The 20,002-nt window shown below is 47.6% G+C and carries 14 protein-coding genes; all 14 read left to right on the forward strand.

Annotation, left to right across the window (positions count from 1 at the left end):
• Nucleotides 1–47 precede the first annotated feature (47 nt).
• The 14 genes from AR337_RS00785 (at nt 48) to ffh (ending at nt 19,946) form a co-directional block, all read left to right on the forward strand.
• Nucleotides 48–281, forward strand: a complete 234-nt coding sequence (locus AR337_RS00785; protein WP_043933362.1) for an acyl carrier protein — start codon at nt 48–50, stop codon at nt 279–281.
• A gap of 121 nt (nt 282–402) precedes the next feature.
• Nucleotides 403–1,146 carry a ribonuclease III gene (gene rnc / locus AR337_RS00790; protein ID WP_059170107.1) on the forward strand — a complete coding sequence of 248 codons (744 nt, stop codon included), beginning with the start codon at nt 403–405 and terminating at the stop codon, nt 1,144–1,146.
• A gap of 46 nt (nt 1,147–1,192) precedes the next feature.
• On the forward strand, nt 1,193–4,759 hold the full coding sequence (gene smc, locus AR337_RS00795; protein WP_059170108.1) for a chromosome segregation protein SMC: 3,567 nt from the start codon (nt 1,193–1,195) through the stop codon (nt 4,757–4,759).
• A gap of 17 nt (nt 4,760–4,776) precedes the next feature.
• Nucleotides 4,777–5,763: a signal recognition particle-docking protein FtsY gene (ftsY, locus tag AR337_RS00800; protein ID WP_059170109.1), complete on the forward strand. Its 987-nt coding sequence runs from the start codon at nt 4,777–4,779 to the stop codon at nt 5,761–5,763.
• Between the two features lie 163 nt (nt 5,764–5,926).
• Nucleotides 5,927–8,302 (forward strand): hypothetical protein, encoded by a 2,376-nt coding sequence (locus tag AR337_RS00805; RefSeq protein WP_059170110.1) that lies wholly within the window; start codon nt 5,927–5,929, stop codon nt 8,300–8,302.
• Nucleotides 8,299–9,234 (forward strand): ABC transporter ATP-binding protein, encoded by a 936-nt coding sequence (locus AR337_RS00810; protein ID WP_059170111.1) that lies wholly within the window; start codon nt 8,299–8,301, stop codon nt 9,232–9,234. Before AR337_RS00805 ends, AR337_RS00810 begins: the two co-directional genes overlap by 4 nt.
• The gene (locus AR337_RS00815; protein WP_253701429.1) at nt 9,231–10,061 is read left to right on the forward strand and encodes an ABC transporter permease; all 831 of its coding nucleotides are present in this window, start codon (nt 9,231–9,233) and stop codon (nt 10,059–10,061) included. Before AR337_RS00810 ends, AR337_RS00815 begins: the two co-directional genes overlap by 4 nt.
• 17 nt (nt 10,062–10,078) lie before the next feature.
• Nucleotides 10,079–11,668, forward strand: a complete 1,590-nt coding sequence (locus tag AR337_RS00820; protein ID WP_059170112.1) for a hypothetical protein — start codon at nt 10,079–10,081, stop codon at nt 11,666–11,668.
• Between the two features lie 4 nt (nt 11,669–11,672).
• Nucleotides 11,673–12,680 (forward strand): MoxR family ATPase, encoded by a 1,008-nt coding sequence (locus AR337_RS00825; RefSeq protein ID WP_059170113.1) that lies wholly within the window; start codon nt 11,673–11,675, stop codon nt 12,678–12,680.
• Nucleotides 12,677–13,546, forward strand: a complete 870-nt coding sequence (locus tag AR337_RS00830) for a DUF58 domain-containing protein (RefSeq protein ID WP_059170114.1) — start codon at nt 12,677–12,679, stop codon at nt 13,544–13,546. The genes AR337_RS00825 and AR337_RS00830 overlap by 4 nt, the downstream gene beginning before the upstream one ends.
• Before the next feature lie 11 nt (nt 13,547–13,557).
• Nucleotides 13,558–15,330, forward strand: a complete 1,773-nt coding sequence (locus tag AR337_RS00835) for a BatA and WFA domain-containing protein (protein ID WP_059170115.1) — start codon at nt 13,558–13,560, stop codon at nt 15,328–15,330.
• On the forward strand, nt 15,314–18,121 hold the full coding sequence (locus tag AR337_RS00840; protein ID WP_059170116.1) for a VWA domain-containing protein: 2,808 nt from the start codon (nt 15,314–15,316) through the stop codon (nt 18,119–18,121). The genes AR337_RS00835 and AR337_RS00840 overlap by 17 nt, the downstream gene beginning before the upstream one ends.
• Nucleotides 18,122–18,249: 128 nt before the next feature.
• Nucleotides 18,250–18,582, forward strand: coding sequence for a putative DNA-binding protein (locus AR337_RS00845; RefSeq protein ID WP_059170117.1), 333 nt, complete (start codon nt 18,250–18,252; stop codon nt 18,580–18,582).
• A gap of 11 nt (nt 18,583–18,593) precedes the next feature.
• A complete protein-coding gene (gene ffh, locus AR337_RS00850) occupies nt 18,594–19,946 on the forward strand; it encodes a signal recognition particle protein (protein WP_059170118.1) in 1,353 nt (450 codons plus the stop codon).
• Nucleotides 19,947–20,002 lie beyond the last annotated feature (56 nt).

Consider the following 20,002-nt stretch of genomic DNA (forward strand, 5'->3'; position numbering starts at 1 on the left):
TTCCTGCGGGGAAATACTCTATAATAGCTTGAGGGGAGGTGACAAGCATGGCAGAAGTATTAGAACGCGTTACAAAGATTATCGTGGATCGCCTTGGTGTTGACGAATCACAGGTTACACTTGAAGCTTCCTTTAAAGATGATCTTGGCGCTGATTCCCTTGATGTAGTTGAACTTGTTATGGAATTGGAAGATGAGTTCGATATGGAGATTTCTGACGATGATGCTGAGAAGATCGGCACAGTAGGAGATGCTGTTAATTACATAAATAGCAAAAATTAATCGCAGGTTTCTCGGGCTCCGTTTTCAAACGGAGCTTTCTTCTGTATTATAGAACTATTGAGGTTTTCCATTTAGGATTAGGATGGCCCAAGACAAGAATTTAGGAGCAAGGTGGAGACTTATGCGCAAGAACAATAAAGAAAGAGAATCTGCGGTGAATCGCGCAAAAGAAAATCTATTTAAAGAGTTTCAGACGAGGATTGGCATCCAGTTTACCAATGAAAAATTGCTGAAACAAGCCTTTACCCATTCATCCTATGTGAATGAACATCGCAGGAAGCCATTCGAGGACAATGAAAGGCTTGAATTCCTGGGTGATGCCGTGCTTGAATTGACCGTGTCAAAGTTCCTTTTTAAAAAATATCCAATGATGAGTGAAGGGGAGCTGACAAAGCTTCGCGCAGCCATTGTCTGTGAGCCATCCTTGGTGTCTTTTGCAAATGAACTTTCATTCGGCAAGCTGATTTTGCTAGGAAAAGGCGAGGAAATGACAGGAGGACGGACCCGGCCCGCATTGCTGGCTGATGTTTTCGAAGCGTTCATCGGCGCCCTTTATCTTGACAATGGTTTAGAGCCCGTTATTGAATTCCTTGAAAAAACGGTATTCCCAAAAATCAATTCCGGGGCTTTTTCCCATCTAATGGATTTTAAAAGCCAGCTTCAGGAGTATGTTCAACGGGACGGGGCCGGAGCAATCGAGTATAAAGTCCTCCTCGAAAAGGGGCCTGCCCATAACAGGGAGTTTGTGTCCCGTGTCTCCTTAAACGGGGAGGAACTTGGCGTAGGAACCGGCCGTTCGAAAAAAGAAGCAGAGCAGCTTGCTGCACAAATGGCTCTTTCAAAGCTTAAGCCGGAACAAATGTAAAAAAAGAAATGAGAAAACCGGCACTCGCTAGAGGAGGAAGTAGGCAATGTATTTAAAACGGCTCGATGTTGTAGGTTTCAAATCCTTTGCCGAACGGATAGGCATCGATTTTGTTCCAGGTGTCACCGCTGTAGTCGGGCCAAATGGAAGTGGAAAAAGCAACGTAATTGATGCAATCAGATGGGTACTGGGCGAACAATCAGCGAAATCGTTAAGGGGCACGAAGATGGAAGACATCATTTTTGCGGGAAGTGATTCCCGCAAATCCCTGAACTTTGCCGAGGTAACGCTGACTCTCGATAATGAAGATCAGCGGCTCGCCATTGATTATAATGAGGTCAGCGTAACGCGACGCGTGTTTCGGTCTGGGGAAAGTGAATTCCTTATTAACAAGCAGGCCTGCAGGCTTAAAGATATTGTTGACCTTTTCATGGATTCAGGGCTTGGGCGTGAGGCATTTTCAATAATTAGCCAGGGTAAAGTAGAGGAAATCCTCAATAGCAAGGCCGAGGAACGAAGGAGCATTTTTGAGGAAGCTGCGGGCGTCCTTAAATATAAACAGCGAAAGAAGAAGGCAGTAACAAAGCTTGCCGAGACCCAGGACAATCTGAATAGGGTACAGGATATTCTCCATGAGCTCGAAAGCCAAGTGGAGCCCCTGAAAATCCAGGCATCAATTGCCCGTGATTACCAGGAGAAAAAGGAAGAACTTGAGAAAATAGAGGTTGCATTGACTGTCTACGAAATTGAGGAACTTCACAGCAAATGGGAGGAGCTTTCAAGTCTTCTGGAGGTACATAAGGGTGAGGAAGGTAAACTATCTGCCTCTCTGCAAAAAAAAGAGGCTGAGATTGAGCATGCCCGGGACCGGATAGCCGCAGTTGATGAATCCATCAGCGACCTGCAAACTGTCCTTCTCCATGCAAGTGAGGAGCTTGAAAAGCTTGAGGGCAGAAAGGAAGTACTGAAGGAGCGGAAAAAAAATGCCGCCCAAAACAGAAAGCAGATTGAAGCAAGTATTGAGGAGCTTTCCGTAAAAAAGGAATTCCTTGAAAAGGAACAGGCAAAGCTATTGGCTCAAGCGAAATCGCTTGGTAAAGATGCTTCAAGCCTCCAGGAAAAGCTAAAATCAAAGCAAAGCGACCTTCTCCTTTTCAGTGAGAATACAGATGACAAAATAGAGTCATTGAAAAGTGAATATATTGAAGAGTTGAATGCCCAGGCTGGCGCGCGGAATGAAACAAAGCTGGTAGCGCAGCAGCTTGAGCAGCTAGAAAGGAAAAGCGCCAGGCTTGATGAAGAGAATGGGCGGTTCTTGGAAGATAGAGCGAATGCCGAACAAAAAGTAGAATCCATTAAAAACGAACTCGAAAAGCTAACCAAAGAGCTCGAAATTCAAGTACAGGATTATTTTACGAATAAGCGGCATCTTGAGAAAGTTTCAGAACAGTATCAAAAACAGGAAAAAATACTGTACCAGGCATACCAGTTCCTTCAACAGGCGAAATCAAGGAAAGATATGCTTGCGGAGATGGAAGAAGGCTACAACGGCTTTTTCCAGGGAGTAAAAGAAGTTTTAAAAGCCCGCGGCAGCCGCCTGAATGGAATTGAAGGTGCTGTTGCCGAGGTAGTCCAGGTTCCAAAGGAGTACCAGTCCGCTATTGAGACAGCCCTTGGGGGAGCGCTCCAAAACGTAATTGTCGATACGGAACAGAGTGCCCGTGAGGCAATTCAATTTCTGAAAAAAACCTCCGCGGGCCGGGCAACCTTCCTGCCTTTAAGCGTCATGAAAAGTAAAATGCCTGTTCCGGCACAGCTGGAATTGGCAAGGCAGCACCCGTCCTTTATCGGAACGGCATCAAGTCTTGTGGCCTTCGAGGAGAAATATCGGAACGTCATAGAAAATCTGCTAGGCAATGTGCTCATAGCCGAAGATTTAAAGGGTGCGAATGAAATTGCCCGTTCCCTCCAATACAGGATGAGGGTGGTTACCCTTGAGGGAGACGTTGTCAACGCGGGTGGTTCCATGTCTGGAGGCGCGGCGAAACAGAATTCAACAAACCTGCTGAGCCGGAAAACGGAACTTGATGAGATCAAGGGAAAGATTGCCGGCATGGAAGAAAAGACGGCCCAGCTTGAAGAAGAAGTAAAATCCCTTAAAATCGGCGTTAAGCAAACAGAAGAACGGCTTGAGGAGCTTAGAAAAACAGGTGAAGAAAAACGCCTGGACGAACAGCGGTTAAAGGGTACGCTAAGGGAAGCAGAGCTGGAATTAAAGAATATAAGTGAGCGCCTTGCCATTTATGATATGGAGAAAGGCCAAATTGAGGATGACAGGGAAAAGCTGCTTTTTAGAAAGGCAGAACTTGAATCTGACCTGGAAAAAACAAAACTTAAGATAGAATCGCTCGATGGCGAAATTACAAGGCTTTCGGAACAAAAGGCAAAATCCCTAACATCGAGGGAAGCTATTTCTGAAGAAATCAGCAGTTTGAAAGTTGAATTTGCCGCGAAAAATGAACAATATTTGAATGCCAGGGAACAGGTTAATCGAGTAAGCGAAGAGCGTGAAAGCATTACGAGTAAGCTTAATATTCAGAAAGAAGACCTTGGCCTCCTCGTTTCCGAAATGGATGGCAGCTTGTCAGGCGAAGAACTCCTGATGGCAGCGGCGGCTGAAAAGCAGAGGGACAAGGAGAGCACCTTGAAACTGATTTCGGTCAGAAGGGAAGAAAGGCTTCAACTATCTACAGAGCTTGAACAATCCGAGGCTGTTGCAAAAGAGTTAAGGCGGCAGCATAAGGGTATGGCCGAAGCGCTCAGGGATGAGGAGGTCAAGCTGAATCGGCTTGATGTAGAGCTGGAGAACAAGCTTGCCCATCTCCGTGAAGAATATTTGCTGACATTCGAAGGTGCGAAGGAAAACCACCCGCTCTTTCTTCCGCCTGATGAAGCCAGGAGAAAGGTTAAGCTGATAAAGCGTGGTATTGATGAATTAGGTAATGTAAACCTTGGAGCCATCGAGGAATATGAGCGTGTCTCGGAACGGTATGAATTTTTGCTAGAGCAAAAAAATGACCTTCAGGAAGCAAAAGACACCCTTTATCTCGTAATCGGCGAAATGGATGAAGAGATGGTAAAGAGGTTTGAGGAAACATTTTCTGCCATTCGAATGCATTTCGAGCCTGTCTTCAAAGCGCTATTTGGAGGAGGGCGCGCCGATTTGCGGCTAACAAACCCTGACGATCTTTTAAATACAGGGGTAGATATTGTCGCCCAGCCGCCAGGAAAAAAACTGCAAAACCTCGGCCTTCTTTCAGGTGGCGAAAGGGCATTGACAGCAATCGCCCTGCTGTTTTCAATCCTGAAGGTCCGCCCAGTGCCATTCTGTATCCTGGATGAGGTAGAAGCGGCGCTGGATGAAGCGAATGTGTACCGCTTCAGCCAATATTTGAAGCGGTACAGCGCGGGTACCCAGTTTATCGTTATCACCCACAGGAAAGGGACGATGGAGGAAGCGGATGTCCTTTATGGCGTCACGATGCAGGAATCGGGAGTTTCCAAGCTGGTTTCAGTAAGGCTGGAGGAAACGAAAGAGCTGGTTGAAACATAAAACAAGGACGTGTTGAAATGAGTTTTTTCAAAAAATTAAAAGAAACATTTACAAAGCAGACCGACAGCGTTACCGACAAATTCAGGGATGGGCTTTCGAAAACGCGAAACAGCTTTTCCGGAAAGGTGAATGACCTCGTCGCCAGGTACCGCAAAGTAGATGAGGACTTTTTTGAAGAGCTGGAAGAAATTCTGATACAGGCGGATGTTGGCTTTGATACAGTAATGGAATTGATCGACCAGTTGAAGCTGGAAGTAAAGCGCAGGAATATAAGCGATCCTGCAGAGGTCCAGAACGTTATTTCCGAGAAGCTTGTTGATATTTACAATGCTGGAGGGAACCAATCAGCCAGCTTGAATATCCAGGATTCCGAGCTGACGGTCATTCTTTTTGTAGGCGTCAATGGGGTTGGCAAGACCACGACAATTGGAAAGCTTGCCCATAAATTCATTTCAGAAGGAAAGACGGTTCTAATGGCGGCGGGCGATACATTCCGCGCTGGGGCAATCGACCAGCTTGAAGTATGGGGTGACCGTGTTGGGGCCACTGTCATCAAGCAGGCGGAGGGTTCTGATCCGGCTGCGGTCATGTTCGATGCCATCCAGGCTGCGAAGTCAAGGAAAGTGGATATCCTTCTCTGTGATACGGCCGGACGGCTGCAGAATAAAGTGAATTTAATGAAAGAGCTTGAAAAGGTGAAACGGGTCATCGAAAGGGAAATTCCCGGCGCGCCCCATGAAGTGCTGCTCGTCCTTGATGCGACGACAGGGCAAAACGCCTTGATTCAGGCAAAAACATTCAAGGAAGCAACGGATGTGAGCGGAATCGTCCTATCGAAACTGGATGGGACCGCAAAGGGAGGCATTGTCCTCGCAATCCGCAATGAATTGAACATCCCGGTAAAGTTTGTCGGTCTTGGTGAGAAGATGGATGACCTACAGGAATTTGATCCCGAAAAATATGTGTATGGCCTGTTTGCCGATCAGGTTGACAGAACTGAATAAATTGTTTTTCGAACAGTATCGCAAAAATGCGGTACTGTTTTTTTACATATTGCTCTTTATTTTCGAAAAGTGTAAAATTACACCAAGTTAGTTAATTAAAAGTGGAGCAAAAAGTGAAGAATATACGTCTAATCTAGTAAGCATTCATTGGGGGGAATTTAGTTTGGCTTTGAACAGAAGAAAATTCGCGCTATTTTTTGCATTCATCCTTTTATTATCATTTTATCCTTTCCCTGTTTCAGCCGCTGGCGAAGGGATTAAGATCTCAACAAAAACAGGTTTTCAAGGTTATGTTAAACAAGGCAGGGGATTCCCTGTTCTCGTCACGGTTGAGAACAGCGGTGCTGATTTTAAAGGCGACCTGCTTATCAATTTTTACCCTTCGTACAGTTCATCCGGCTCAAAGGCGATCCATATCGATGTGCCGAAAGGGAGCAAAAAAACGTACAGCGTTTCCCTTCCAGGCATTTCCGATGAAGGCAAGTATGCACACCCGGGGAGCCAGAACATTTTGCTTTTCGAGGGCAGCTGGAAAAAAGGCAAGGAAGTCACCTTTCAGGGCTCAAAGACACTGGCTTTGAAATATAGTGACCAATCCTGGAAAACGCTAGGTCTCCTGAGCGAGGAACCAGACCGGCTTAAGGAGCTGAAGCCGCTGCCCGCCGACAGTAAGATTGAAGCTGTCGTCCTTGAAGGCTCCGCCATTCCCGAGGAACATTACGGGCTGGATTATTTTGACTTCATTTTGGTTGATGGTTTTCCGCTTGCAAGTTTGGAACCCGCCCAGGAAGCAGCGTTGCTAGCATGGGTGAAAAATGGGGGAATTCTTATCGCAGGCGGAGCGCCGAATGCGGCGCAGGCATATGGTAAGCTTTACGGCGAACTTCCAATGGAAACAGTCATCGAATCAAGGGCCGACCTAACAGGATTGGAAAGCTCCATCAATCCGGGAAGCGATTTCAAATCAGTTCCGGTTTACTTCGGATCAGCTGAAAAAGGCGCAGATGTGGTCCTTAAATCCGGAGATACGCCGATTGTCGCCAAAAGGATATTGGGGAATGGGGAGATTTGGCAAACCGCATTCTCGGCCGGTGAAGAACCTTTATCATCATGGAAGGGCTATGGCGAATGGTTCTCCTCGATCCTGTTGAAGGCACGCCCTTTAAAAGCTGGAAATTTAACCGGATTTTCAAATCCATATGATATGTATTTTTCGAGTTTTGCCGAAGTAAATGAGTACTTTCCATCGGTGCATTTTTCACTCGGGCAAATTGTCATGATGTTGGCATTTTATGTTTTGTTTGCGGGACCTGCCCTTTACTTCCTATTAAAGAGAATTGATAGAAGGGAACATGCCTGGTGGATTGTCCCTTCAATCGCGGTTGTATGCTCTGGTGCCATTTTTGGCATTGGCGCGAAAGACCGGATAGGAAGCCCCCAGGTAAGCCAGATGGGTGTTTATAAAGCTTTTGGCGGCCAGCTGACCGGCATGGAAGCCGTTTCACTTTTATCCAATACCGGTGGAGATTATACGTATTCTTTCAAGGGCGGCGAGTTCAATGGCATCCCCGGATCTTCTTTTGGCCCCGCTCCTGACCCGCAGCGTTTCGCGGTTCTCGAGAAGGGGAGGAGAGAGGATTCCGTCACATTCCGGAATGTAGAATATTGGTCAACGAGGACATTATTTGGGAATGCTTCAATTGAAAAGGCTGGCGGTTTCAAAACAGATCTTCACTATTCAGGAAGGAATATCACCGGAACCATTGAAAACCATTTTCCTTATGATTTCGAAAATATTTATATTTGGTCTGGTTCAAAAAAGGTAAAGCTTGGCGGCCTGAAAAAGGGGGAAACTCTTAAACTGGACCAGGATTTCGGCCAAAAGTATATGACAAGTCCAAGTTTCGCGGGAAATGGCTACCCAGGTCCCGGCAATTTTGGCCAGGAGATAGAGAAAATGAAGAAAAACAAACTTGAAAATGAGGGAATTAGCTTACTGTACAATCAAACCAGAGCCCAAAACAAACCGATTGTTTATGGAATTACAAAAGACCAAATTATGAAAGCCGACCTGGTGAATAAATCAGAAAAAAGAACCAGTATCTCGCTCATCTACCAGGATGCAGAAATTGTTGGGGATTTCAGCGGCACATTCTCAATTAACGAGGATTCACTTTCAATCGAACTGATTCCTGTCAAGGGCGGTAACATTGATTACCAGCCTGGGGGAAAGGCGGCATTCCTTGAAGAAGGTATGTATGATTACATTCTTCACCTTCCCTCGCAGCTTGCCAATGGAACGGGAAAGTATGAGGAAATAACAATTACCCTCCAGCCAGGCCAAGCTGCCTATTCCATTAAAGATGCCCTGGGCGGCGAATTTACGGAACTTAAAAATTCAGTGACCAGTTTTACGGACCGTCCGGAGAGATTTATATCGGCTGATGGAGAAATAACGATACGGCTTGATAAAACAGGACAAGGCGACCCAAGCGTGCATTTGCCATCGGTTACAATCAAGGGGGCAGCGGGAAAATGATCGAAATAATCGAATTGACAAAAAAATATGGCAGGTTTACTGCTCTTGACTCCCTTACGCTCAAAATAGAAAAAGGGACCGTGTTTGGCTTTGTCGGCCAAAACGGCGCGGGCAAATCAACCACCTTCTCAATATTGGCCACGCTCTTGACTCCGACTTCAGGTACAGCTTTTATAAATGGCTGCAGCATTTCCGCAGAACCCGCAGCGGTCAGGAGGCAAATAGGCTATATGCCGGATTTCTTTGGAGTCTATGACCAGCTGAAGGCCGTTGAGTATCTGGATTTTTACGGAGCAAGCTATGGTATCCCATCAGGAGAAAGGGCAAAGCTTATTCCGCAGCTACTTGAACTTGTCAATCTGTCCCATAAGGCAGATTCGTATGTGGATGTTCTCTCTCGCGGGATGAAACAGAGGCTTTGCCTTGCCCGGTCGCTCATCCATGATCCTGAGGTGTTAATCCTCGATGAGCCTGCATCCGGGCTCGATCCGCGAGCTAGGGTTGAAATGAGGGAAATCCTGAAAGAATTGAAGAATATGGGGAAAACGATTCTAATTTCTTCACATATATTGCCCGAGCTTGCCGAGATGTGCGACACCATCGGGATCATAGACCAGGGTAGGCTCGTCGCGCAAGGTTCGGTAGCTGAAATTCAAAGGCGCCTGCAGGGCGAGAAACTGATTACGGCAAAAGTGTGTGGAGACGTGGATAGGGCTGCAACATTCTTCGAGGACCAACATCTTGTCAGCCGCCTCGAAAAGAGCAGCGATGGTGATAGAATCCAATTTGTTTTCAGCGGGACGGATGAGGAACAATTTCTTCTTTTAAAGCAGGCGGTCGGAGCAGATATAAAGATCATCAGCTTTTCGGAGGCCGAGTCCAATCTTGAAGATGTGTTCATGGAAATTACGAAAGGAGTGGAGCTGTCTTGAAGCCATTTTTAAATCCTGTCATGCTCAAGGAATACAAGCTAAGGTTCCGCTCCTTTAAGAGTTTCCTCGGGCTCATGTTTTATTTGCTGGCGGTCTCAATCATCATTGCCGGATTTATGTTCATCAATTCCCAGACGATGGGGGGCTTTTATTTCAGGCCTGATGAGAGCAGGATGATGTTCATGGTCCTTTCCTTTATCCAGCTCGGGCTGATCCTGTTTATTACTCCGGGCTTGACCGCTGGCGTCATCAGCGGGGAAAGGGAGAAGCAGACGCTCAGTATCCTGCTGACAACGACCCAAAGTTCGGCGGCCATTATTACCGGCAAGCTTGTATCTTCAGTCTCGTTCTTGTTGCTGATGATTTTTGCGAGCTTGCCAATCTATAGTATCGTCTTCCTGTTTGGAGGCATTTCACCGCTGCAGCTTTTAACTGTTTTCGGATACTATATTTTTATCATTTTTGTGTTCGGCAGTTTTGGCGTTCTTTATTCTACCTTGATTCGAAAAACGATTGTTTCAATGATTTCAACATATGGAACAGCGCTGTTTTTTACGGCTGGAACAGCTTTCCTGCTACTGGTGTCAATGGAGTTTGGGAATGGCGCCCAGGGATCCAATCCTGTACCCTACTTCCTCGCGATGTTGAATCCCTTCGCCATTTTGCTCGGCATATTTGAGCCTAGTGCGCTGGAGGATCTCGGCAGGCATACAGGAATCGGTTTTCCTTTATGGGGTGCGCAGCTGATTTCGTACACGATCCTCTTTACGGCCGCTATCTTAATCAGCATTCGTAAGCTTCGTCCGAAAACAGCTACAAAACGTTAAAAAAAGGGTGTGCGGAAATGGATGATAAAAAGCAGTTCCTCAAGCTTCTGTCTCCGGTAAGGCGGCAGCTGAGGCTAGCCCGGGTTTTTACTGCGATCCAGTACGGGTTTGCATCAGCTGCGGCTGCCTGTGTGGCTGTGTTTCTAATTGCGAGGATAGTTGTTTTTCCGTACTATAACCAGGCTGCGGCAGTTTGTTCCTTGCTGGCACTCTCTCTCGTGTTTCTATTTTTTATGCGGCGTTTGCCGGGTTGGAAAGATGCGGCAGAGATATATAACGGCTATGTTCCGGAAGACCGCGTTCTTTCCGCTCATTCCTTTCATCACGAGGATGGGGTAATCCAAAAGCTGCTCATTAAGGAAACGGTTTCCTACATGAAAAGGGAACAGGAGCACGTCCTGTCCCGGAAAAAGAAATACCGAATCACAAAATGGTTTGCAGCCGGCATTCTTCTTGCTGCCGCGGCCATGGCATTGGATCAAGTTCCGAATAAAAAAATTGAGCTTGCCGAAAAGAGGCAAACCGAGCTGGCTGTTCTTAAGAAAGCAGAGAAAGAACTTGCCGGGCAAATAAAAAAGGAGAAAAATCCCCTTACCAAAAAAGAGCTTGAAGAATTGAAAAAGGAGCTTGCTATGGCACGCACTCCCGACGAGGCTCTGAAAGCAATTGATCGAAAAAGAAAAGAGCTTGCCCTGAAAGAGCTGAAGGAAAAAGAAAAAACCTCCGGACTTGAATCGCTGGTTACTGAGCTGGAGGAGGCGGGGCTTGAAAAACTCGCTTCGTCCATTGACGAAAAGGACGTTGATAAGGCATTGGAGGAAATCCGGCTACTTTCCAAGAATGGAGAAAAACGATCGCCTGCCCAATCGGCTGCCATGAAAAAACTTACCGGTACGGCAGGCTCAGCCTCGGAAGAAAAGCTCGACAGCCTCCAAAAAAAGCTTGAGGAAACATTCCAGGCAGAAAGCGATTTGAAAGAGCTGGCCGCCGTTCAGGAAGCGATATCAAAACAAGGGGAAAAACTGCAAAACGAAATGTCTTCAAACGGGCTTTCGCCAGGTAGGTTGGCGATGGGGCCTCAGCAGAATTCACCAAATGGCCAGACGCAATCCGGAAACAACCAAGGGAAAACCGCTCCGATAAATAACGGTGCTGCCGGTTCACAGCCCGGAAGTAAACCGCAGAACGGTACATCGCCTGGCACTGGCCTTGGAAAAGACAACGGAAATGGCATCGGCCAAGGGAATGGCACTGGGCAAGGTACTGGCACTGGCCAAGGGAGTGGAACCGGCAGCGGCCTTGGGCAAGGGGGCAGTACTGGCATGGGTGCCGGATTGGGGAATGGAGCGCGTGAGTTCCTTACCGTTCCGGATAAAATTGGCGGAAACGAAGTGGTCGAATCGGATTATGGGAAGCTTGGTGGAGGAAGCCCATCCCAATTCGAAAGCGACGGACCCGTCCAGCGAGGAACGATAAGGGCATATGAAGATGTTTATGGTGAATATGCCGCCTCCTACCGCAACAGCCTTGACAGAATGAAGCTGCCTGGCAGCCTTGAGCATATCGTTAAAAATTACTTTTCCGATATGGACCCCGAGAAGGAGTGATTCCATGGAATTTATGAAAGATAAGGAAAATCAATTTATCAGTGCTGCCGAAAAACTTCAGTCTGCCAGGGAGGAGATTAATAAGTTCATTGTCGGGCAGGACGAAGCTCTCGAACAGGTTCTCTGGAGCATACTATCCGGTGGGCATAGCCTTCTTGAAGGGCTTCCGGGTCTCGGAAAAACAATGCTGATCCGGACGTTTGCGGACTGTATGGACCTTTCCTTCAACCGGATCCAATTTACACCGGATTTGATGCCGTCCGACATAACCGGGACGATGCTCCTCCAGCCTGGCGACAATGGAAGGCAGGAATTCACTTTTCATGAAGGGCCGATTTTCGCAAATATTGTCCTTGCCGATGAAATCAACCGGGCAACCCCTAAAACACAGAGCGCCTTGCTTGAAGCGATGGCGGAACAGACGGTTACCGTGATGGGGAACACAAAAATATTGGCAAGGCCGTTTTTCGTCCTTGCTACCCAGAATCCGATTGATATGGAGGGCACTTACCCTCTGCCCGAGGCTCAAATGGACCGGTTCATTTGCAAAATCCTCGTGGGCTATCCCTCAAAGGATGAGCTGAAGGAAATTGCCCGCAGGACGACAGGGACGGAAACTGCACTACTTAAAAAAGTCGTTTCCGCGGATGAAGTCATTCGGCTCCAGCAGCTCGCGAAGGAAATTCTTGTCTCGGAAGACATCCTGGAATTTGCTGTTTCAATCGTAACTGGCTCCCATCCCGGGCAAGAAGGATCCCCGGAATCGGTCAACAGGTACATCCAGTATGGAATTGGCCCGAGGGGACTCCAAAGCCTTTTGATGCTGGCCAAAGCAAGGGCATTGTGTTCAGGCAGGTATCATGTATCAACCGGAGATTTGAAAAAGGCTGCCCTCCCGGCGCTTCGCCATAGGCTGCTAATGAATTTTGAGGGTGAAGCCTGCGGGCTGGCAACGGATGAAATAATCCTTGATATCCTCGAAAGCGTATCAAAGGAGGCCGCAGCCAAATGAGCGCTGGCCAGGGCGGACTGCTGGCCAGGCTGCAAAGGAAACGGCTTTCCGTCAAGTCCCGCAGGAGGGGTGCCCATAAAGGGGGGCGCCGTTCAGGAAGGCCGGGCCAATCACTTGAGTTTTCCGATTTTCGGGCCTACCAGCCTGGGGATGATATCCGCTTGATAGACTGGAATCTATATGGGAGGACCGGCAAGCACTATATTAAAAGATTCCTTGATGAACAGGAAATTCATGCGGCTATTTTTCTTGATGCTTCACCATCAATGAGGATTATAGAATCGAAATGGCACAGAGCCAAGGATATTGCCGCGGCATTGGCCTATATTGCCTTGATTGGGGAAGACCGCCTGTCCTTCATTCCGGCATCCGCTTCAGCTGAAGGGAAAATCACCCGGAAAGGCGCGGTCTATGCCAAAAGCGTCTACAAAAGCATCCTGGCAACAGACGTAAAGGCAATGACCGGAACGTTTACGGAGACTGCGCTGCTAGAAGGATTGAAAAGTACCCAGGCTGCAATTTTGATAAGCGATGGCCTTGAGGAGCTTGAGGAATTTGACATTCTGTTCAGGAAGCTTGCCGCATCGAAAATCGATGTGAAGTTTATACAAGTACTGGCGAAGGAAGAATTAGATCCTGCTATTACGGGTGATCTGCGGCTGATTGACAGCGAAACAGGAACATCGGTCGATGTCAGCATGCGGGAGCCTGTAATAAAAATGTACCAAAGAAGGCTGGAAACCCATAATGCCTCGCTCGAACAGTTGTGCAAAAACTATGGTTTTTCCTACTTATCCGTGTCCGACGGGCATGATTTTCATGATTTTATCTTTCACATGTGCACCGCCAAAAAAGTGCTGGAATGAGGTGAACCTGAATGCACTTTGCCAACCCTTCCTATTTCTTGCTGGCTGGCTTGATCGGATTTGTCATCCTCCTCTATTTTTTCCGAAAGCAATATAAATCTGTCATCAATCCTTCCAACCTGCTCTGGGCACAGGCAATGAATGAATGGCAGGCATCCCCCTGGCTGAAAAAACTGCAGAACAGCCTGCTTTTGTGGCTTCAGGTTTTCGCGCTGGCCCTGTTGATGATCGCGCTTGCAAAACCAGCCTGGCAAAGCGGAGGCGTATCAGGTAACCATCTGATTGTAATTTTCGACCCTTCCTCGTCCATGTCCGCGGGGGCTGGAGATGAAACAAGGATGGACGTTGCGAAAAAGAAAATGCTTGAGCTTGCGGAAAAACTCGGGAATGAGGAAGTCACAATCATCACTGCGGGGCAAAGGCCCGAAGTGATCCTGAACAGGGAAGCGGGAAAAAAGGCCGCTATTGATGCGATTCAGTCTATTTCCTTGACATACGAACATGAGAATATTGAAGAAGCAACAAATCTTGCTGTATCGATGTCTTTGAATGAAGGTAACGAGATACATATTTTTTCCGATTCCGTCCATAAAGACGAGATAGAACCAATTGCGCGAAACCAATTTGTCCAGGTTCATAACATTGGAGGCAGGATTCAGAATCTGTCGCTGCTATCCTTTGGCGCTGCGAGGGCGGGGAGTGCAATTGTCGCCGCTGCCGTTATTGAAAACCAGGGAGGCGAGGATCGGGATGTCCTCTTTAGGGTGAAGGGGGAAAAAGAGATTCTGTTTGAAAAGAACTTGAAAATCAGCTCTGAAAGCCAGGAAATTGTTGATATCCCTGATTTGCCAGAGCATCCTTATTATCTTGCGGAAATTGTGGCAAAGGATGGCTATCAGGCAGACAATCAATCCGCGGCAGTTCTATCTCCTGCCAATCCGCCAATTTATGCTATCGGGGATGTAAATCCCTTTTTGCTAAAAGGGTTAAAGTCGCTTGGGATCGACAGCATCCAGCCGGATAAAGGAGCTTTAGCATCAATCAAAGAAGGAATCCTGCTTGTTGAGGGGGAGGAGCCGGATAATTTGCCTGATCTACCAGTGTTGCTGATTAATAAGGAGAAGGGGCAAAGGTTGGAATTGAAAGAAAAAATAAAAACCGCCGATTCTCCTGTACTCCAATTCACTGAATTCGGTAAAACCTATGTAAAATATGTGTCACAGCCTTATAGCGGCTCATTCAAAACAATCGCGGAATCGGGCGGCCGCCCCTTGATTCAAACAGGATACCGAAAAGGGCAGCCGGCGATAGCGGTAAATTTTGCGATTGAAGATTCTGATTGGCCGCTTCACCCCGGCTTTCCGATCTTCCTGTACAACAGCTACCAATGGCTGTCGCACCAATCCAAATTTCTTGGGTATTTCCAGCCTGGAGAAGAAAAATGGCTTGCTTTGGATACCCCGGACCGGCAGCTTGCCGTATTTGACCGGAATGGAAAAAACCTGGCAGAGTATGACTTATCAACAGAAAATTTCAAGGCGCCTTTTAAACCGGGCGTATACCAGGCATCTTCCGGGAGCCAAATTCACTATTTTTCTGTGCTTCTTGACGACAGGGAAAAGAAAGCAGCTATTTCAGATTCTTTTATCCTGAATAAAAAGGCGGTTGAACCACGCAAAAAGGACAACCGCGAAAACGAAACAGCCTGGCTTGTGCTTGGCGTACTTGCCTTATTTGCCTTATTGATTGAATGGGAGGTGTACAGGCGTGGGCTTGGACGTTAAATATCCCCTCATGTTTGCCCTCGCACTCCCGGCCGCTTTTCTTCTGTACAGGTTTTTCAGGCGGACAGGTACGTTGGAGCAAAAAATCATCGGCTCGATCCGGGCTGTTGTTTTTTTCACGATTATACTCGCATTGGCTGTTCCCCAGATTGTTTTTCCGGCCAAAACAGAAACCGTTATCTTCCTAGTGGACCGGTCGAAAAGTGTTGAATCCCTTGGTGATGAAGCACTCGACTGGATTCATGAAGCCGTTTCCAAAAAAGGGCCAGGGAAGCAGTTTGCGATTGCTTCTTTTGCAAAAAATCCGCAATCCGAATCATCCATGGCATTCGGCTCGGACATTCCTTCCCAATTTAGCGGGGATCCTGATAAAACCGAAACAGACATCGGCTCTGGCATCCGATTTGCTTCATCGCTCATTCCCGGGGCACAGGCAGGGAGGATTGTCCTTCTTACAGATGGAAACAATACTGCCGGCGAGGCTGCCTCTGCCGCAGGCATGCTAAAGGATAGGAAGATTGAACTCGATTATGTTGCATTTAGGCAGGCCGAGAGAAGTGATGCCGCTGTTACTTCATTTACAGTACCGCCAACACTTTATGAAGGTGAAAATACATCGATCTCGATTAACGTTTCAAGTAATGCGGAAATGGCTGCTACCTTAAGGCTGACTGTTAATAACAGGGAGATTTTAAAAAAGGGAGTGGGGTTGAAGGAAGGGAACAATGCCTTTACATTCACTCACCGCTCCTCAGGTACTGGCCTTGCCGTTTACAAGGCTGAATTGATCAATGTCGGGGATGCGCATATAGAAAATAATTCCCTTTTTGCAGTCGCGGATGTGAAAGGTGTGCCAAAAGTACTTGTTGTTGAAGGAACACCCGGCGGTAATCTGCCCGCGATTTTGAGAGGCTCCGGCCTGGATGTAGACGCCATCATGCCGGAAAGGCTCCCAACGGCGCTTGGCGGGTATCTCCAATACCAAACCATTGTTTTCGAAAATGTCCCCGGCCACAGGGTGTCCCAGGGCCAAATGAACCTGATTGAGAAAGCAGTCCGGGAATTTGGGTCCGGATTCGTCATGACAGGCGGCGAGGACAGCTTTGGGCTGGGAGGATATTTTAAAACACCGATTGAAAAGCTGCTTCCCGTCGACATGGATATTAAAGGAAAGAAGGAAATGCCGTCACTCGGGCTTGTCATTGTGATTGACCGATCGGGTAGCATGGATGGCACAAAGTTTGCCCTTGCGAAAGAAGCGGCGGCAAGGTCGGCCGAATTGCTTCGGGAGGATGATACCCTTGGTTTCATCGCGTTCGATGATAGCCCTTGGGTGGTCGTCGAAACGGCCCCCTTAAAAAATAAACAAGAAGCAATTGATAAAATCCGTTCCGTTGCCATAGGCGGCGGAACGAACATCTATCCTGCCCTGGCAAAAGCATATGGCGAACTTCGTGATTTAAAACTTCAGCGCAAGCATATTATTTTGCTGACGGATGGGCAATCCGCGGCGGACGGAGATTACGCCGCATTGATTGCGGAAGGGAAAAAGCGGAACATTACCCTTTCAACGCTTGCCCTTGGCAGCGACGCGGATAGGCTGCTCCTGGAGGAACTTGCGAAGATGGGGAACGGACGGTTCTATGATGTATCGGATGCTTCGGTCATTCCCAGCGTGTTATCACGGGAAACTGTTATGACAACGAGGACATATATCGAAGACGAACCGTTTTACCCGGTAATAGAGTCATACCCGGAGTGGACCGCGATGTTTGAAAATGGGGTTCCGCAAATGAATGCCTATATCGCTGTCACCCCGAAGCCGCGGGCGCGAGTTCCCGTATTAAGCGAAAAAGATGACCCTGTCCTTTCCCAGTGGCAATATGGGTTGGGTTCAACCCTTGCGTTCACGTCGGGCCTTTCAGGAAAATGGTCCGGAGATTGGGCAAGGTGGCCTGGTTGGCCGGGTTTCCTTAACCAGATGGTCACTGAATCCCTTCCAAAATATGAAAGTGAACCGTTTTCGGTTTCGGTGGATAGTGATAAAGGGAATGCGGTTATTTCGTTGAGCAGCGAGAACCCCGAACCAATACCTGTTGAAGCGACCGTTTTGACACAGGATGGAGAAGCAGTTGATGCGAATACGAAACTTGTTTCGCCCGGGAAGTATGAGCTTGTTATCCCGGGCCGGCCTGGAATGTATTATCTTTCTATCAAGAAAAAGAAAAAAGATGGAACCATCGATGTGTACCGTACCGGCTTCTCCGTTCCCTATTCAGAAGAATTTTTGCTGACGGGGACGAATAAAGCGCTTCTGAATGAACTTGTTTCCATAAGCGGAGGAAGGGAGCTTTCCTCTCCAAAGGATGCATTCAGGCCTTTGGCATCAAAGCCGCTCAGGAAACAGCCTATCAGCGAGTATCTTCTCCTAGCCGCTTTTTTGCTGCTTGTTGCGGAAATCTTTCTTCGCAGATTTGGAATCGGTGTGCTCGGCAGGATAAGCTCGAAACGCAAACCTCCCAAGGAAACAGGAATAAATACCGAAAATGCTGTTTTAGGGAGACTTGCGAAAGCAAAGGGGCTTGCCGGGAATAAAACAGGTCCGAAAAAGCCAGTGACTTCTGCTCAGAAAGGGCATGATCCGATTTTTTATAAAAAGGAGGAGCCGGATATCCAGCCACCTGAATCAGTGGATGCCGCCGGGAAAAAGCCTGCCTCCAAAGAACCCGCTCAGATGGGGAACGAGGATAGGATGAAACGCCTCCTTGATGCAAAAAAAAGGCGTGGATAGGTGGAAAAACACCGCCGCAACTCGCGGTGTTTTTGTTTATTCGCGCCTCTGCCCAGGACCTTGACACAGTCGCGTTCGGGCTGTAAACTAACGATGTAAAGGTTTTTCACTTAACAAGGAGGGATAGCATGCTTGAGAAAACAACGCGAATGAATTATCTTTATGATTTCTACCAGTCGTTGTTAACGGAAAAACAGCAAAGCTATATGTCTCTCTATTACCTGGATGACTATTCGCTCGGGGAGATTGCCGAAGAGTATGATGTGAGCCGCCAGGCGGTTTATGATAATATTAAACGGACCGAGGCAATGCTTGAGGAATATGAAGGGAAACTGCTTCTGCTGCAGAAGTTCCAGGAGCGCAGCGTAATTTTTGGGAAAATGAGAGAATTGATCAATTCCGATCCACTCCCGAAGCAGGTCATGCTAGACGCGGTGGCCGAGCTTGAGAAACTAGATTAGGAGGCGGCACAATGGCATTTGAAGGTTTAGCCGACCGACTGCAGAGTACACTACAGAGAATCCGCGGCAAAGGAAAAGTGAATGAAGCGGATGTCAAGGAAATGATGAGGGAAGTCCGGCTTGCGCTGCTTGAGGCAGACGTAAACTTTAAAGTAGTCAAAGAGTTCGTCAAAAAAGTCAGCGAACGGGCTGTTGGGCAGGAAGTGCTGAAAAGCCTGACGCCTGGGCAACAAGTTATCAAGGTTGTCAAAGAGGAACTGACCGATCTGATGGGCGGCGAACAAAGCAAGATTGCAGTCTCGAACCGTCCGCCGACCGTCATTATGATGGTTGGTTTGCAAGGGGCCGGTAAAACGACCACAACCGGGAAACTGGCCAATCTTTTAAGGAAGAAGTACAATCGCAAACCGCTCCTCGTTGCTGCGGATATTTACAGGCCAGCCGCCATCAAGCAGCTTGAAACGCTTGGGAAGCAGTTGGATATGCCTGTTTTTTCGCTTGGCGACCAAGTCAGCCCCGTTGAAATCGCGAAGCAGGCAATTGCAAAAGCGCGGGAAGACCATAATGACTATGTTCTGATCGATACCGCGGGCCGCCTTCATGTCGATGAAACGCTTATGGATGAATTAAAGGACATTAAGGAATTAGCCAAGCCAAATGAAATTTTCCTCGTTGTCGATGCTATGACGGGGCAGGATGCTGTAAATGTGGCCCAAAGCTTCAATGAACAGCTTGGCCTTACGGGAGTTGTATTGACAAAGCTGGACGGCGATACAAGGGGCGGCGCGGCGCTTTCTATTAGGTCTGTCACGAATACCCCAATCAAGTTTGTCGGCCTTGGAGAAAAGATGGATGCGCTTGAGGCCTTCCACCCGGAACGGATGGCGTCAAGGATTCTCGGCATGGGTGATGTGATGACCCTAATTGAGAAAGCCCAGGCCAACGTGGACGAAGATAAGGCAAAAGAGCTTGAGAAGAAAATGCGGACAGCTACTTTCACCCTTGATGATTTTCTGGACCAGCTTGGCCAGGTGAGAAAGATGGGGCCTCTTGAGGATATTTTGAAAATGCTTCCTGGCGCCAATAAAATCAAAGGCCTGGACAGCGTTTCAATTGATGAAAAGCAAATTGGCCATGTCGAGGCAATCATCCGTTCGATGACAATCAAGGAAAAGCAAAATCCGGAAATCATCAACTCGAAGCGCAAGCAAAGAATTGCCAAAGGAAGCGGCAGGACCGTTCCAGAGGTGAACAGGCTGCTAAAGCAGTTCGAGGACATGAAAAAGATGATGAAGCAAATGGCAGGCATGCAGCAAAAAGGGAAAAAGAAAGGCGGATTCAAGCTTCCGTTCAATCCTTTCTAAGCAAAAAATTACCTGTTTTTAGGTGTTAAGAAAAAAGACTTTACAAACGATTTAAC

Source organism: Bacillus sp. FJAT-27445, assembly GCF_001510665.1.
GTDB lineage: Bacteria > Bacillota > Bacilli > Bacillales > Cytobacillaceae > Bacillus_D.